Origin of the sequence: Nocardioides marmorisolisilvae, from assembly GCF_031656915.1 — a bacterium.
Lineage (GTDB): Bacteria > Actinomycetota > Actinomycetes > Propionibacteriales > Nocardioidaceae > Marmoricola > Marmoricola terrisoli.
Genome location: NZ_CP134227.1, coordinates 525,293 through 539,588, shown reverse-complemented (window position 1 = coordinate 539,588; position 14,296 = coordinate 525,293). Strand labels below are relative to the sequence as shown.

The following is a 14,296-nucleotide window of genomic DNA, read 5'->3' as shown; positions in this document are numbered from 1 at the left end:
AGCCTAGGCTGTGGGCAGGAGCCGTCCAGCCGCCGGAACGGCCTCGCGTCGTCTGGCCGCCCGCGTAGACTGGACGGAGCCGAGAGGCGTTGCAACGGGTCATCGGCCCGCCACGCTCGGCAATGCACAAGGACGCCTTCCGTACTGGAAGGAGAGATCGTGCCGGAATCCAGCTCCCACCGCCCCGACTGCACCGACGAGCTCGCGCGTGCGCTGCGGGAGCGGATCCTTGTCGTGGACGGCGCGATGGGGACCGCCATCCAGCGCGATCGCCCCGACGAGGCCGGCTATCGCGGTGAGCGGTTCGCCGACTGGCCCTCCGACGTGCAGGGCAACAACGACCTGCTGACCCTCACCCAGCCCGACATCATCGCCGGCATCCACCGCGAGTACCTCGACGCCGGCGCGGACATCATCGAGACCAACACCTTCAACGCGAACGCGATCTCGCTATCCGACTACGGCATGCAGGAGCTCGCCTACGAGCTCAACCTGGAGTCCGCACGGCTGGCTCGTCGCGAGTGCGACGCGGTCGCGACCCCTGAAAAGCCCCGGTACGTCGGCGGCGCCCTGGGCCCGACCACGCGGACCGCATCCATCTCGCCGGACGTGAACGACCCGGCCGCGCGCAACGTCTCCTACGACCAGCTCGTCGAGGCCTACGCCACCGCGACCCGCGGTCTCCTCGACGGCGGAGCCGACCTGATCTTCATCGAGACGATCTTCGACACGCTCAACGCGAAGGCCGCGATCTTCGCCGTCGAGACGGTGTTCGAGGAGCTGGGCCGTCGGTGGCCGATCGTGATCTCTGGGACGATCACCGACGCGTCGGGGCGCACCCTCTCGGGGCAGACCACCGAGGCGTTCTGGAACTCCGTCCGGCACGCCCGCCCGCTGCTGGTCGGGCTGAACTGCGCGCTGGGGGCCAAGGAGATGCGGCCCTACCTGGCCGAGCTCGCCCGCATCGCGGACACGTTCGTCTCCTGTTACCCGAACGCCGGCCTGCCCAACGCGTTCGGGGAGTACGACGAGGCCGCCGCCGAGACAGCCACGATCATCTCCGAGTTCGCCGAGAGCGGACTGGTCAACCTGGTCGGCGGCTGCTGCGGAACGACACCGGCGCACATCAACGCCATCGCTCAGGCAGTGGCCGGCAAGAAGCCCCGGGTGCCGAGCGAGCGCGCCGCAGCCGCCAGGCTCGCCGGCCTCGAGCCGCTGACCATCGACGCCGACTCGCTGTTCGTCAACGTCGGTGAGCGCACCAACATCACCGGATCGGCGCGCTTCCGGAACCTGATCAAGGCCGGCGACTACGACACCGCGCTCACGGTCGCGGTCCAGCAGGTCGAGAGCGGCGCCCAGGTGATCGACGTCAACATGGACGAGGGCATGATCGACGGTGTCGCCGCGATGGATCGCTTCCTCAAGCTGGTCGCGAGCGAGCCGGACATCAGCCGGGTGCCGGTGATGGTGGACTCCTCGAAGTGGGAGGTCATCGAGACCGGGTTGAAGTGCCTCCAGGGCAAGCCGATCGTGAACTCCATCTCCATGAAGGAGGGTGTCGACAAGTTCGTCGAGCAGGCCCGCCTGTGCCGCAAGTACGGCACCGCCGTCGTGGTGATGGCGTTCGACGAGGACGGCCAGGCCGACAACCTCGAGCGCCGCAAGCAGATCTGCCAGCGCGCCTACGACATCCTGGTCGACGAGGTGGGATTCCCCGCCGAGGACATCATCTTCGACCCCAACTGCTTCGCCCTCGCGACCGGCATCGAGGAGCACGCCAACTACGGCGTCGACTTCATCGAGGCCACCCGGTGGATCAAGCAGAACCTTCCTGGGGCCATGGTCTCCGGGGGCATCTCCAACGTGTCCTTCTCGTTCCGCGGGAACAACAAGGTGCGCGAGGCGATCCACGCAGTCTTCCTCTACCACGCGATCCGTGCGGGCCTCACGATGGGAATCGTGAACGCCGGTGCGCTCGTCGTCTACGACGAGATCGAGCCCGAGCTGCGGGAGCGGATCGAGGACGTCGTGCTCAATCGCCGTCCGGACGCGGCCGAGCGACTCCTGGAGATCGCCGAGAAGTACCGCACCACCGATGCCGCCGAGGAGAAGGCCGCGGCCGAGTGGCGCAGCCTGCCGATCCGCGAGCGGATCACCCATGCGCTCGTCAAGGGGCTCGACGCCCACGTCCAGGAAGACACCGAGGAGCTGCGCAAGGAGATCTCCGAGGCGGGAGGCCGCCCGATCGAGGTGATCGAGGGTCCGCTGATGGACGGGATGAACGTTGTCGGCGACCTCTTCGGCTCGGGGAAGATGTTCCTTCCCCAGGTCGTCAAGAGCGCCCGGGTGATGAAGAAGGCGGTCGCCTACCTGCTGCCGTTCATCGAGGCCGAGAAGCAGCCCGGCGACGCCGAGACGAAGAACGGCACGATCGTGATGGCCACCGTCAAGGGCGACGTGCACGACATCGGCAAGAACATCGTGGGCGTGGTCCTGCAGTGCAACAACTACGAGGTGATCGACCTCGGCGTGATGGTTCCCGCACAGACGATCATCGACAAGGTGCGCGAGGTGGACGCCGACATGGTCGGGCTCTCCGGGCTGATCACCCCGTCGCTCGACGAGATGGCCGGCTTCGCTGCAGAGCTGGAGCGCCAGGGCCTGGACATCCCGCTGCTGATCGGCGGCGCGACCACGTCCCGGGCGCACACCGCCGTCAAGGTCGCGCCTCGTTACAAGGCAGGGCCGACGGTGTGGGTCAAGGACGCGTCGCGCTCGGTGCCCGTCGCCGCGGCGCTGCTGTCGGACGAGCAGCGGCCGGCGCTGCTCGCGTCGATCGAGGCCGACTACCAGTCCCTGCGGGAGCGGCACGCAGCAAAGCACGACCGGCCGATCCTCTCGCTCGAGCAGGCGCGTCAGAACCGCACCCCGATCGACTGGACCGACTACCAGCCGCCTGCCCCGTCGTTCACCGGGGTTCGGGTGTTCGCGGACTACGACCTCGCCGAGCTGCGGGAGTTCATCGACTGGCAGCCGTTCTTCAACGCGTGGGAGATGAAGGGCAAGTTCCCCGACATCCTGAACAACCCGACCACCGGCGAGACCGCTCGCAAGCTGTACGACGAGGCCAACGACATGCTCGACCGTCTCATCAAGGAGAAGTGGCTGACTGCCAACGCGGTGATCGGATTCTTTCCGGCGAACGCGGTCGACGGCTCCGACGACGTCGAGGTCTACACCGACGACTCGCGCACCGAGGTGCTCACCGTGCTGCACCACCTGCGCCAGCAGGGCGAGCACCGCGAGGGGGTCGCGAACAAGTCCCTCGGCGACTTCGTCGCGCCGCGGTCGACGGGTCTGCCCGACCACGTCGGTGCCTTCGCGGTGACCGCCGGTCTGGGCGCCGTGGAGAAGATCATGGAGTTCAAGGAGGCGCTGGACGACTACTCGGCCATCCTGCTCGAGTCCGTGGCGGACCGCCTGGCAGAGGCCTTCGCCGAGCGGATGCACCAGCGGGTCCGCAGGGAGCTGTGGGGCTACGTGCCAGACGAGGAGCTCGACAACGAAGCCCTGATCGCGGAGAAGTATCGTGGCATCCGCCCCGCACCCGGGTACCCTGCCTGTCCGGAGCACACCGAGAAGCGCACCCTGTGGGAGCTGCTGGACGTGACCGCGAACACCGGGATCGAGTTGACCGACGGGATGGCCATGTGGCCGGGCGCCGCCGTGAGCGGCTGGTACTTCTCTCACCCCCAGTCGCAGTACTTCGTCGTCGGCCGGCTCGGGCGCGACCAGGTGGCGGAGTACGCCGAGCGGAAGGGCTGGAGCCTCGTCGAGGCCGAGCGCTGGCTGTCGTCCAACCTGGCCTATGACCCCGAGGACTGAGCCGGGCCCGCTGACTGCCGCCGCCGACGTACGGCGCGCCCGAGCGGTGCTGTTCGACTTCGACGGCACCTTGGTCGACACGGAGCCCTACTGGATCGAGGAGGAGTACGCCCTCATCGAGTCGTTCGGTGCCCGCTGGAGCCACCAGCAGGCTCTCGAGCTCGTCGGCAACGACCTGCTCGAGTCGGGGCGCAGCATCGTGCAGCAGACCGGCATCCCGCTGAGTCCCGCCCAGGTCGTCGACCGACTCCTGGACGGCGTCGTGGTCCACATGCGCCGCAGCGTGCCCTGGCAGCCCGGCGCCGTCGACCTGCTGGCCGCCCTGCGCCGCGCCGGGGTGCCGTGTGGGCTGGTGACCATGTCCTACCGTCGGTTCGTCGAGCCCGCGCTGACCGCGCTGCCGCCGGGTACCTTCGCGCACGTGATCACCGGTGAGGTGGTCTCGCGTGGCAAGCCGCACCCGGAGCCATACGTCGCCGCGGCCGACGCTCTCGGGGTGGCTCCAGCGGACTGCGTAGCGGTCGAGGACTCCAACACCGGTGCCGCCTCCGCCGCGGCTGCGGGCTGCCGTGTCGTCGTGGTCCCCAACCATGTCGTCGTCGAGCCCCGGCCCGGGTTCCGGTTCCTCGAGTCGCTGGCTGGCCTGGACACCGACGCGCTGCTGGCGCTCGGATAGCGTTGCGACGTGGACCCAGACCTGGACGGCGACCATATGCCGCAGCCCGCGTACCCGCCCGGCACCTTCCGGGTCGGGTCGGTCGGCGGCATCGCCGTACTCGTCCGGTCGTCATGGATCCTGGTGGCCCTCCTGCTCGCCTACCTGCTCGCGCCCCAGGTCGACCGGGTCGAGCCCGGCCTCGGGGCCTGGAAGTACGTCGCCGGCCTGGCCTACGCCGTGCTGCTCTACCTGACCGTGCTGCTGCACGAGATGTCCCACGCGCTGATGGCCAAGCACCACGGTCTCCAGGTCCGCTGGATCACGCTCAGCTTCCTGGGTGGGATGACCGCGATCGACGGAGAGTCGCGGACCCCCGGCGAGGAGTTCCGGGTCGCCGTCGTCGGGCCGGTCACGTCGTTGGTGGTCGGTGCGGTCGCCTTCGCGCTCGCCCAGGTGCTGCCCGGTGGGTTGATTGGGATGGCCGTGGAGGGCGTCGCCTTCGCCAACATCATCATCGGCGCGCTGAACCTGGTGCCCGGGCTCCCGCTCGACGGCGGCCGGGTGCTCCAGTCGGCCGTCTGGAAGAGCACCGGCAGCAGCTACCGCGGCACCGTCGTCGCTGCATGGGGGGGCCGCGTCGTCGCCGTGCTCGCACTCATGTGGCCGTTGTTCTACCTGGTGGCCACCGGTCGCCGGGCCGACTTCCTGGACTACCTGCTGGCTTGGGTCGTGGCCGCCTTCCTGTGGTCAGGTGCGACCGCGTCGCTGGCCAACGTCCGGCTCCGTCGGCGACTGCCGGCGCTCCGGGCCCGCGAGCTGGCACGACGGGCGATCGCCGTGCCAGCGGACCTCTCGGTCGCGGAGGCGGTCCGTCGGGCCCAGGAGGCAGGAGCCGGCGGGATCGTCGTGCACGCCGGCGACGACAGCCTGACCGGCGTGGTGAGCGAGGCCGCGCTGATGGCCACCCCGCCCGAGCGGCGCCCCTGGCAGCCGGTGAGCTCGGTGGCCCGCAGCATCGAGGACGGACTGGTGCTCCCCGCCGACATCGCCGGCGAGGACCTGGTCCGGGCGATCACCCGCACCCCGGCCGCTGAATATGTCCTGGTCGAGCCCGACGGCACCATCTTCGGCTTGCTGAGCACGGCTGACGTCGACCGGGCCTTCGCCGAGGGAGGGCGACGACAATGAGTACGGAGGCGAGTCGCGACGCGGCCGAGTGGTCCGGCGTACGCCGTGGTCCGCTGGGGGCAGGGGAGTGGGTGCGGCTCATCGACGGCAAGGGCCGCAAGCACAACCTCTGCCTCGAGCAGGGCCGGATCTTCCACACCAACAAGGGCGGCATCTCCCACGACGACCTGATCGGTCGGGACGAGGGCTTCACGGTCGGGTCCTCGGGCGGAGGGGAGTACCTCGTCTTCCGTCCGCTGCTCAGCGAGTTCGTGGTGTCGATGCCACGCGGTGCCGCGGTGGTCTACCCCAAGGACGCCGCCCAGATCGTGGCGATGGCGGACATCTTCCCCGGCGCCTCCGTGGTGGAGGCCGGTGCCGGCTCCGGGGCATTGACGTGCTCGCTGCTCCGGGCCGTCGGCCCGACCGGGCGGCTGCTGTCGTTCGAACGCCGCCCCGAGTTCGCGGAGGTCGCCCGGCGCAACGTCACCCAGTTCTTCGGTGCCGAGCACCCCGCATGGACGCTGACCGTGGGTGACCTCGCCACAGAGCTGCCGAAGGTCCCGGCCGGCTCCGTGGACCGCGTCGTCCTCGACATGCTGGCTCCGTGGGCCTGCGTCGACGCCGTCGCGCACGCACTCGCCGCGGGCGGCATGGTGGTCGGGTACGTCGCCACGACGACCCAGCTGGGCAGGTTCGTCGAGACGCTTCGCGCCCACGGCGAGTTCACCGAGCCGCAGCCGTGGGAGACCCTCGTCCGGGACTGGCATGTCGAAGGACTCGCGATCCGGCCCGGCCACAAGATGAACGGCCACACCGGGTTCCTGGTGACCTCTCGCCGGATGGCCCCGGGGAACCCCGCCCCTCGCAAGAAGCGTCGCCCTGCGCCAGGTGCGTACGGCGTCGACTACGTCGGGCCCCGACCCGCCGACCTGCCTCCCGCCGTGCTCGAGGAGCCGCTCGACGAGGAGACCTGACCCGGCGGCAGGGCCGGTCTCTGGGCCGGTCTCTGGGCCCGTCTCTGGGCCGGTCTCTGGGCCCGTCCGGAACACGCTGGGCACAGGTCTTCGACAAACCGTTCCGTTTCGTGTCGGCGCGGGTAGGGTCGAAAACGAGGGGTACGTCCTCGACGGAGGTGGTCAGTGATGCCTGAGCAGGATCCCGCGCAGTTGCGCAGCCAGATCTCGTTCCTGGAGGCCGAGGTCTCCGAGTTGCGCCGTCGGCTGGTCGACCTTCCCGGCTCGGCGCGGTCCATCGACCAGCGGCTGATCGACACCCAGCGCTCGCTCGCCGCGGTGACCTCCCAGAACGAGCGCCTCGCCGAGACGCTGCGCGAGGCGCGCGAGCAGATCATAACCCTCAAGGAAGAGGTCGACCGGCTGGCTCAGCCGCCGACCGGCTTCGGCACCTTCCTCGCGCGCAACGACGACGGCTCGATCGATGTGTTCACCGCGGGCCGCAAGCTCCGCGTGAACGTCAGCCCGTCGGTCGACGTCGACGAGCTGCGCCGCGGCCAAGAGGTGATGCTCAACGAGGCGCTCAACGTGGTGGCCGCCCTCGAGTACGAGACGGTGGGGGAGGTGGTGATGTTCAAGGAGCTGCTGGCCGACGGCGAGCGGGCACTGATCATCGCCAACGCCGACGAGGAGCGCGTCGTACGCCTCGCCGAGCCGCTGCGCGGATCGATGCTCCGCGCCGGCGACTCGCTGCTCCTGGACAGCAAGTCCGGACACGTCTACGAGCGGGTGCCGAAGTCGGAGGTCGAGGAGCTGATCCTCGAGGAGGTCCCCGACATCGCCTACGAGTCGATCGGTGGTCTGACCGGCCAGATCGAGCAGATCCAGGACGCCGTCGAGCTGCCGTACCTCTACCCGGAGCTGTTCCGCGAGCACCAGCTCAAGCCACCCAAGGGCGTGCTGCTCTATGGCCCTCCGGGCTGCGGCAAGACCCTGATCGCCAAGGCCGTGGCCAACTCGCTCGCGAAGAAGGTCGCGGCGCGCGCGGGGCGCACCGGCGCAGGCGCCGAGGTGAAGTCGTACTTCTTGAACATCAAGGGCCCCGAGCTGCTGAACAAGTACGTCGGGGAGACCGAGCGGCACATCCGGCTGGTGTTCCAGCGGGCTCGCGAGAAGGCCAGCAGCGGCACACCGGTGATCGTGTTCTTCGACGAGATGGACTCGCTGTTCCGCACCCGCGGGTCGGGCGTCTCCTCCGACGTCGAGAACACCATCGTTCCGCAGCTGCTCAGCGAGATCGACGGCGTCGAGGCGCTGGAGAACGTGCTCGTCATCGGAGCGTCGAACCGTGAGGACATGATCGACCCGGCCATCCTCCGTCCGGGCCGCCTGGACGTGAAGATCAAGATCGAGCGGCCCGATGCCGAGTCCGCACGCGACATCTTCAGCAAGTACCTCGTGCCCACGCTGCCGCTGCACGCCGACGACCTTGCCGAGTTCAATGGTGACCGGCAGGCATGCGTCGACGCGATGATCCGCGCGACGGTCGAGCGGATGTACACCGAGTCCGAGGAGAACCGGTTCCTCGAGGTCACCTACGCCAACGGGGACAAGGAGGTCCTCTACTTCAAGGACTTCAACTCCGGCGCGATGATCCAGAACATCGTCGACCGCGCGAAGAAGATGGCGATCAAGGAGTTGATCGACCACGACCAGCGCGGCCTGAGGGTCCAGCACATGCTCCAAGCCTGCGTCGACGAGTTCAAGGAGAACGAGGACCTCCCGAACACCACGAACCCCGACGACTGGGCCCGGATCTCCGGGAAGAAGGGCGAGCGGATCGTGTTCATCCGCACGCTCATCACCGGCAAGCAGGGCACCGAGCCGGGACGGTCCATCGACACCGTGGCAAACACCGGCCAGTACCTCTGATAAGGGGTGAACGGCGCCTGGCGGCCCCGTCGGTGATGGGGGTCAGGCGCGGTGGGTATCGGCAGCCACCTTGGCGAAGACGGTGTATGCGTGGCCGCCGCGAGATGGGCCCTCGGCGATGACGTCCAGGCCGTGGAGACGGACCAGGGCACTCATGAAGGTTCCGGAGAACAGCCACCACCAGGGGCCGAAGCGGGTCCGCCCCTGGTCGAAGTAGGCCGCACTGTCGGTGAGCCCTGCCGCCTTGAGATCGTGCGCCCTCAGGTGCCCCAGGACGACGTTGCGGTTCTGTTCAGACAAGACCGGTGCTAGATATGCGTGGTCCGGCCCGAACGACAATGCGCCTGCCGGCCCTTGGATCTCATCGGGCATGACGACGCTGGAGAGCACAAGGTGCTCGCGCGTGACCGAGACGAGATTGCCCACGAACTGGAAGAGATCGGCGACGTGGTACATCACGCCGGCACAGTGCACGACGTCGAACTGTCCCAGCCTCGAGGGGGCATCAGGAGCACAGATGTCGACCTGCAGCTGCTCACAATTGTCGACACCCTTCTCTGCGCAGCGAGCTTCGAACTTCTGCCACCAGGTGTTGCCCGGCGCCTGGATGTCCGCCATCATCAGCCGCTCGGCGCCTCCAGCGGCAGCGGTGGTCACCATCTCGCCCTTGGTGCCCCACAGTCCGCCGATGTCGACGAACGACTTCCCGGCCACGTGGTCCTGGATCAGCCTGCGCTTGTTCACTGGACTCGTCGTGGACATCGCTCTCCTTGGTCGGCTGAGGGTTCGAGAGGAAGTTACCGCAGCAACGGTGATGGCAAACGCCGCGGGGCCGCGGTGCCGGTGGGTTGCACCGGGCATCGCGGCCGCCGATGCATAGACTGTGGCGGCGATGCCGCACCGACGATCGAGGAGATCCGACAAGCCATGAAGAAGGTCCTGATCACCGGAGGAGCCGGGTTCGTCGGGGTGCATCTCGTCGACCACCTGCTGAGCACCGGCAATTACGCGGTGACCGTGCTGGACAACGAATCCCTCGGCGACCGGCGCAACCTCGACCTCGAGAAGGTGAACTTCCTCGCGGGTGACCTGCGTCGCCCGGACGACGTGCGGGGCGCGTTGCAGGGCCAGGACGCCGTGGTGCACCTCGCTGCCGACACGCGCGTGATGGACAGCATCGAGAACCCCGTCCACAACTTCGACAACAACGTGGTCGGCACCTTCAACCTGCTCGAGGCCTGCCGTGATCTGGGCGTGAACCGGATCGTCGCGGCGTCGACCGGCGGGGCCATCGTGGGCGACGTCCCGCCGCCGGTGCACGAGAGGATGGCGGCGCAGCCGACCTCGCCGTACGGCGCCTCGAAGCTGATGCTCGAGGGCTACCTGAGCGCTTACAGCGGTGCCTTCGGGATGAGTGGCTGCGCACTGAGGTTCTCCAACATCTACGGTCCGCGGTCATTCCACAAAGGTTCGGTGGTGGCGCACTTCTTCAAGCGTCTGCTCGCCGACCAGCCCCTCATCGTCTACGGCGACGGCAGCCAGGCGCGGGACTTCCTCTACGTCGGCGACCTCGTCAGCGGCATCCGGTCAGCCATCGAGAGCGACGCCACGGGTGCGTTCCAGCTCGGGAGCGGACGGCCGACGACGGTCAACGAGCTTCTTGACCTGATTCGCACGGCGACGGGCCGCGAGTTGGAGGTCGTCTACGAGGACTTCCGGCCGGGTGAGGTTCGCGAGACGTGGTGCGAGATCGACAAGGCTCGGGAGGGCTTCGGCTTCGAACCCGTGACGCCGCTCTCTGACGGCATCGACCGCACGTGGCAGTGGTTCGCCTCCCAGGACCGGTCGCCGGAGGAAGTTCATGGCGGACGCTGACCCGCAGGCCGGCTCGGTCGTCGACACCGAACCAGCGCCTACGGTGATCGTGGTCAGCGGCATGCACCGATCGGGCACGTCGGCACTCACGCGGGTGCTGTCGCTGATGGGAAGCGAGCTCCCCGAGCACCTGATCCCCGGACGTGCGGAGAAGGGCGACGACGACTACTGGGAGTCGCGCCCCATCGTCGACCTCAACGAGGAGCTCCTCGAGGCATCCGGCACGTGGTGGGGCGGGTGGCAGTCGATCGACGGCTCGGCCATCCCCGAGCGAGAGCAGTGGATCGATCGGATCCGCAGCGTCGTACGCGACGAGCTCGGCGGTGCTCGGCTGGTGGTTGTCAAGGACCCGCGAGTGTCGCGGCTGCTGCCGTTGTGGATCGAGGGCCTCGAGGCCGAGGGCTACCGCTGTGTGCACGTCGTCGCGCTGCGCCATCCCAGCCGGGTGGCGCGTTCCTTGCGCCGCCGCGACAACCTCAGCAGCAGGGCGTCCATGCTGGGCTGGCTGGCCCACAACCTGGATGCAGAGCTCTACACCCGCGACCAGCCGCGGGTCTTCGTGTCGCTGGAGCAGCTCGGGGCCGACTGGCGACACGAGGTCGACCGGATTGGTCGCGCGCTCCAGATCGACTGGCCGAGGGACGCCGATGACGTGGCCGCCGAGGTCGATGCGTTCGTCGACCCTGCCAGGGCCGGTGGTGAGCGCCAGCCGGTCGCCTTGGTGCGACCGATCGTGGAGCTCCTGCATCGCTGGACTGAGGACGACGTGCGCCCTGACGACGAGGCGCTGCTCACCACCTGGCGTAATCGGTTCGCGTTGTGTCGGTCGGTGGTCAGCCCGACCGTGGTGCTCATTCGTGGCCAACGGCAGCTCCTGGGTGCGGATCGGTTGAGGGGTCCGGTGCGCTACGACGCCTTTAACGTCGAGGCGGACCAGGCTTGGATCTGGCTGCGGAGGCAGTTCCGCGAGCGGGGCTCGCGGCCCGAGAACCCCTCCGCTCCGGCCGATCCGGTCAGCGAGCCGACACCCGGGCGGAGTGCCGTGCCGAACCGACCGGTCCTCGAGCGGGTGCGTGCCAGCGTCCGACCCCGTACGCGACTCCGAGATGCCACCGCACGCGTGCGGGGTCGCGTCGGTGGAAGGGCCGTGCCGCCCCCCTCCATCCGGCCCGGGGAATCGGTTCGCGGCACCACGCCGGATGGGGAGGCACCGGCACTGGCTCCGCTGGGCTTCGGGGCTGCGGAGCTCGTCACGGCGCCGACCAACTTGGGTCCGCTGATGGACGCGGTTGTCGCCCGGGCGAAGCGCACCCAGAAGCCGATGGGGCTCGATGCCGACTACGACCTCGTTCGGGACAACTTCGACTACCTGAACTTCCTGCTCAGCGCCACCCGGTTGCACGATGCGCCTGAGGAGGAGGACCCGATCGAGCTGGTCCTGCGGCGCGGCGCGAAACTGAAGCACAGTCCCGACATCAACTTCTCCACGGCTGCCTATCTCGAGCGCCACCCGGAGAGGCGACGGGGAGCCGCGGCCAGCCCCTACCTGGATTGGTTGAAGCGCGGACGCGCAGCGGGTGAGATTGCCGACCCCATCGCGGGTGTCGAGCGGATGGCTCCCATCCTGGGCCTCGGCGAACACGAGCTGATCGACATGCTCGCCGCGAAGCGGCTCGATCTCCAGGACCGGCTGCGGCACGGGAAGCTGGGGGAGATGTTCGCCCGTGCGGCAGAGGTCGAGCCACTCGTTGGTGAGGCGTGGACCGAGACCTGCCGACCCCGGCTGCTGCCGGTCGGCTCGGCACCGGTGGTCGCCCAGACCGTGGCGTTGTACGCCAGTCAGCAGGAGGCCGACTTCCGCAGGGCGCGGGTCGTGCTCGTCACCAATCGGCCCCGTTGGGGCGGTGGCCGTCGCGCCGAGGGAAACATCACGCACGCCCTGTCCAAACACATCGACCCGCGAGAGATCGTCGTCATCCACACCGACGTCAGCGGTCACAGTCCGCGAGGTCGGTTTCCCGACGGCGTTCGAGAGATCGACTTCGCCGGCCACACCGCGGGCATGTCAGAGACGCTTGCCGGGCAGACGCTCGTGGCGTTGCTCCGATCGTTCGAGGCCGACGCCGTGGTCAACATCAACTCTCGCCTGCTGCATCATGCGATGCGTCCCTACGGGCGGGCACTGGCTGCCTCCGAGCGCCTGTTCTTGATGTTCTTCTGCAACGAGCAGCTCGCCATGGGCAACTGGGTCGGCTGGGGACTGCGGCAGTTCTACCGGTCGTTCGACCAGGTCGAGGGCGTGATCACCGATAGCGACAGCATGCGGCGCTGGCTCGTGGACACCTACCAGCTCGGTGGGAATGACGTGGAACGGTTGCACGTGCTGCGCGCCCCGGTCGATCCGGCCATTCCCCTCGCTGCTTGTCCGACGGCCGATGGCGACCGTCGGCCGATGGTGTTCTGGGCTGGCCGGTGGGACCGACAGAAACGGGTCGACCTGGTCTTGGAGGTCGCCCGGCGGATGCCCGACGTCGACTTCCGGCTGTGGGGTGAGCCGGTGCTCTACGCCGGCCCCGTTCCCGACGTACCCGAGAACGTCGAGCTGCGGCCCCCCTATACGCACTTCTCTGAGCTCGACCTCTCGGCAGCGGACGCGTGGCTCTACACCTCCGGCTGGGACGGCGTGCCGAGCCTCCTACTTGAGGTCGCGATGACCGGTCTCCCGCTGGCGGGGAGCCTCGTCGGCGGCACGGAGGAGGTCCTCGATGCCGAGTACGCGTGGCCGGTCGCTGAGATCGAAGATCCAGCCGCCTATGAGGCCGCCCTTCGAGAGATCCTCGCCGATCGTCAGGCCGCACGCAGCAAGGCACGCGGTCTGCGCGACCGGCTTCTCGCGGACCGCACCGAGCGGGCCTTCGGCGACCACGTCGCCCGGATGCTCCTCATCCCCGACGGCCCAGAGGAGACAGCCCGGTGACCACCGACCTGACCCTGATCGTGACGGCCCACGACGAGACCGCGGTGTGTGGCCCGACCATGCGCTCGGCCGACCTCGCGGTTGCCGAGGCCCGCGCTCGTGGGTACGTCGTGCAGCCGATCATCGCGCTGGACGCCGCGACCGAGGCGACCTCCGACTACTTCCACCAGCCTCGCTTCGACCACTGGGAGCGACGGATCATGAACCAGGGCGACCTCGGACGCGTCCGGAACGCACTCCTTCCCGACACCGACGGGCGCTACATCGCCTTCCTCGACGCCGACGACCTGTTCAGCGAGAATTGGCTTGCCGAGGGAGTCGCGGCCCTCGACACAGCTACCGAGGGCGGCGAGAAGGTCATCGTCCATCCTGAGCTGAACGTGCAGTTCGACGGCGCCAAGGTGGTGCTGGTGAACGTCGACCAGGACTCCCCGCTGTTCACGCCGCACTTCCTGTACCTGCGCAACTACTACGACTCGCTCTGCATGGCGCCACGGGAGGCCCACCTCGAGGTGCCCTACGTGCACCGCGACATCCCGAACGGGCTGTCGTTCCAGGACTGGCAGTTCGCCATCGAGACGATGACCCACGGATGGCGGCACGTGGTGGTCCCGGACACCATCATCTTCAAGCGCCGGCGTGACTTCTCCCTCGTCGTCGAGAGCAGCAGTCGCAAGTCGATCGTGCGACGGCTGCCCGAGATGGCGATCGATCGGGTGCGCGACCTGGCCAGGCCCCGCGCCTATCGATGAGATCAGCGACACAAATTTTCGATAACCCGTACAGGTACCCAGCCGTCCCATAAATTTTTCCCTGCGACGTCGCGGGGGCGTTGTGAGGAAG

At 68.4% G+C, this 14,296-nt stretch carries 9 protein-coding genes and 1 riboswitch; of the genes, 8 read left to right on the top strand and 1 reads right to left on the bottom strand.

Annotated features, from left to right (window positions below; translation table 11 throughout):
* Positions 1-75: 75 nt before the first annotated feature.
* Positions 76-145: riboswitch (S-adenosyl-L-homocysteine riboswitch) on the top strand.
* Between the two features lie 14 nt (positions 146-159).
* The 5 genes from metH (at position 160) to arc (ending at position 8,601) form a co-directional block, all read left to right on the top strand.
* Positions 160-3,888, top strand: a complete 3,729-nt coding sequence (gene metH, locus Q9R13_RS02600; RefSeq protein WP_310963492.1) for a methionine synthase — start codon at positions 160-162, stop codon at positions 3,886-3,888.
* Positions 3,872-4,564, top strand: a complete 693-nt coding sequence (locus Q9R13_RS02595; protein WP_310963491.1) for an HAD family hydrolase — start codon at positions 3,872-3,874, stop codon at positions 4,562-4,564. Before metH ends, Q9R13_RS02595 begins: the two co-directional genes overlap by 17 nt.
* 9 nt (positions 4,565-4,573) lie before the next feature.
* Positions 4,574-5,734, top strand: a complete 1,161-nt coding sequence (locus Q9R13_RS02590) for a site-2 protease family protein (RefSeq protein ID WP_310963490.1) — start codon at positions 4,574-4,576, stop codon at positions 5,732-5,734.
* Positions 5,731-6,690 carry a tRNA (adenine-N1)-methyltransferase gene (locus tag Q9R13_RS02585; RefSeq protein ID WP_310963489.1) on the top strand — a complete coding sequence of 320 codons (960 nt, stop codon included), beginning with the start codon at positions 5,731-5,733 and terminating at the stop codon, positions 6,688-6,690. Before Q9R13_RS02590 ends, Q9R13_RS02585 begins: the two co-directional genes overlap by 4 nt.
* A 168-nt stretch (positions 6,691-6,858) precedes the next feature.
* On the top strand, positions 6,859-8,601 hold the full coding sequence (gene arc, locus Q9R13_RS02580) for a proteasome ATPase (RefSeq protein ID WP_310963488.1): 1,743 nt from the start codon (positions 6,859-6,861) through the stop codon (positions 8,599-8,601).
* Between the two features lie 42 nt (positions 8,602-8,643).
* On the opposite strand, the gene Q9R13_RS02575 is transcribed toward arc, so the two are convergent.
* Positions 8,644-9,588: a methyltransferase domain-containing protein gene (locus Q9R13_RS02575; protein ID WP_310963487.1), complete on the bottom strand. Its 945-nt coding sequence runs from the start codon at positions 9,586-9,588 to the stop codon at positions 8,644-8,646.
* On the opposite strand from Q9R13_RS02575, the gene Q9R13_RS02570 reads away from it, so the two are divergent.
* Genes Q9R13_RS02570 through Q9R13_RS02560 form a run of 3 tightly spaced genes read left to right on the top strand, consistent with a single transcriptional unit; the run spans position 9,529 to position 14,205 of the window.
* The gene (locus Q9R13_RS02570) at positions 9,529-10,476 is read left to right on the top strand and encodes an NAD-dependent epimerase/dehydratase family protein (protein ID WP_310963486.1); all 948 of its coding nucleotides are present in this window, start codon (positions 9,529-9,531) and stop codon (positions 10,474-10,476) included. The two genes, Q9R13_RS02575 and Q9R13_RS02570, sit on opposite strands and share 60 nt — an antisense overlap.
* Positions 10,463-13,453, top strand: a complete 2,991-nt coding sequence (locus tag Q9R13_RS02565) for a hypothetical protein (protein ID WP_310963485.1) — start codon at positions 10,463-10,465, stop codon at positions 13,451-13,453. The genes Q9R13_RS02570 and Q9R13_RS02565 overlap by 14 nt, the downstream gene beginning before the upstream one ends.
* A complete protein-coding gene (locus Q9R13_RS02560; RefSeq protein WP_310963484.1) occupies positions 13,450-14,205 on the top strand; it encodes a glycosyltransferase family 2 protein in 756 nt (251 codons plus the stop codon). The genes Q9R13_RS02565 and Q9R13_RS02560 overlap by 4 nt, the downstream gene beginning before the upstream one ends.
* Positions 14,206-14,296: the final 91 nt, after the last annotated feature.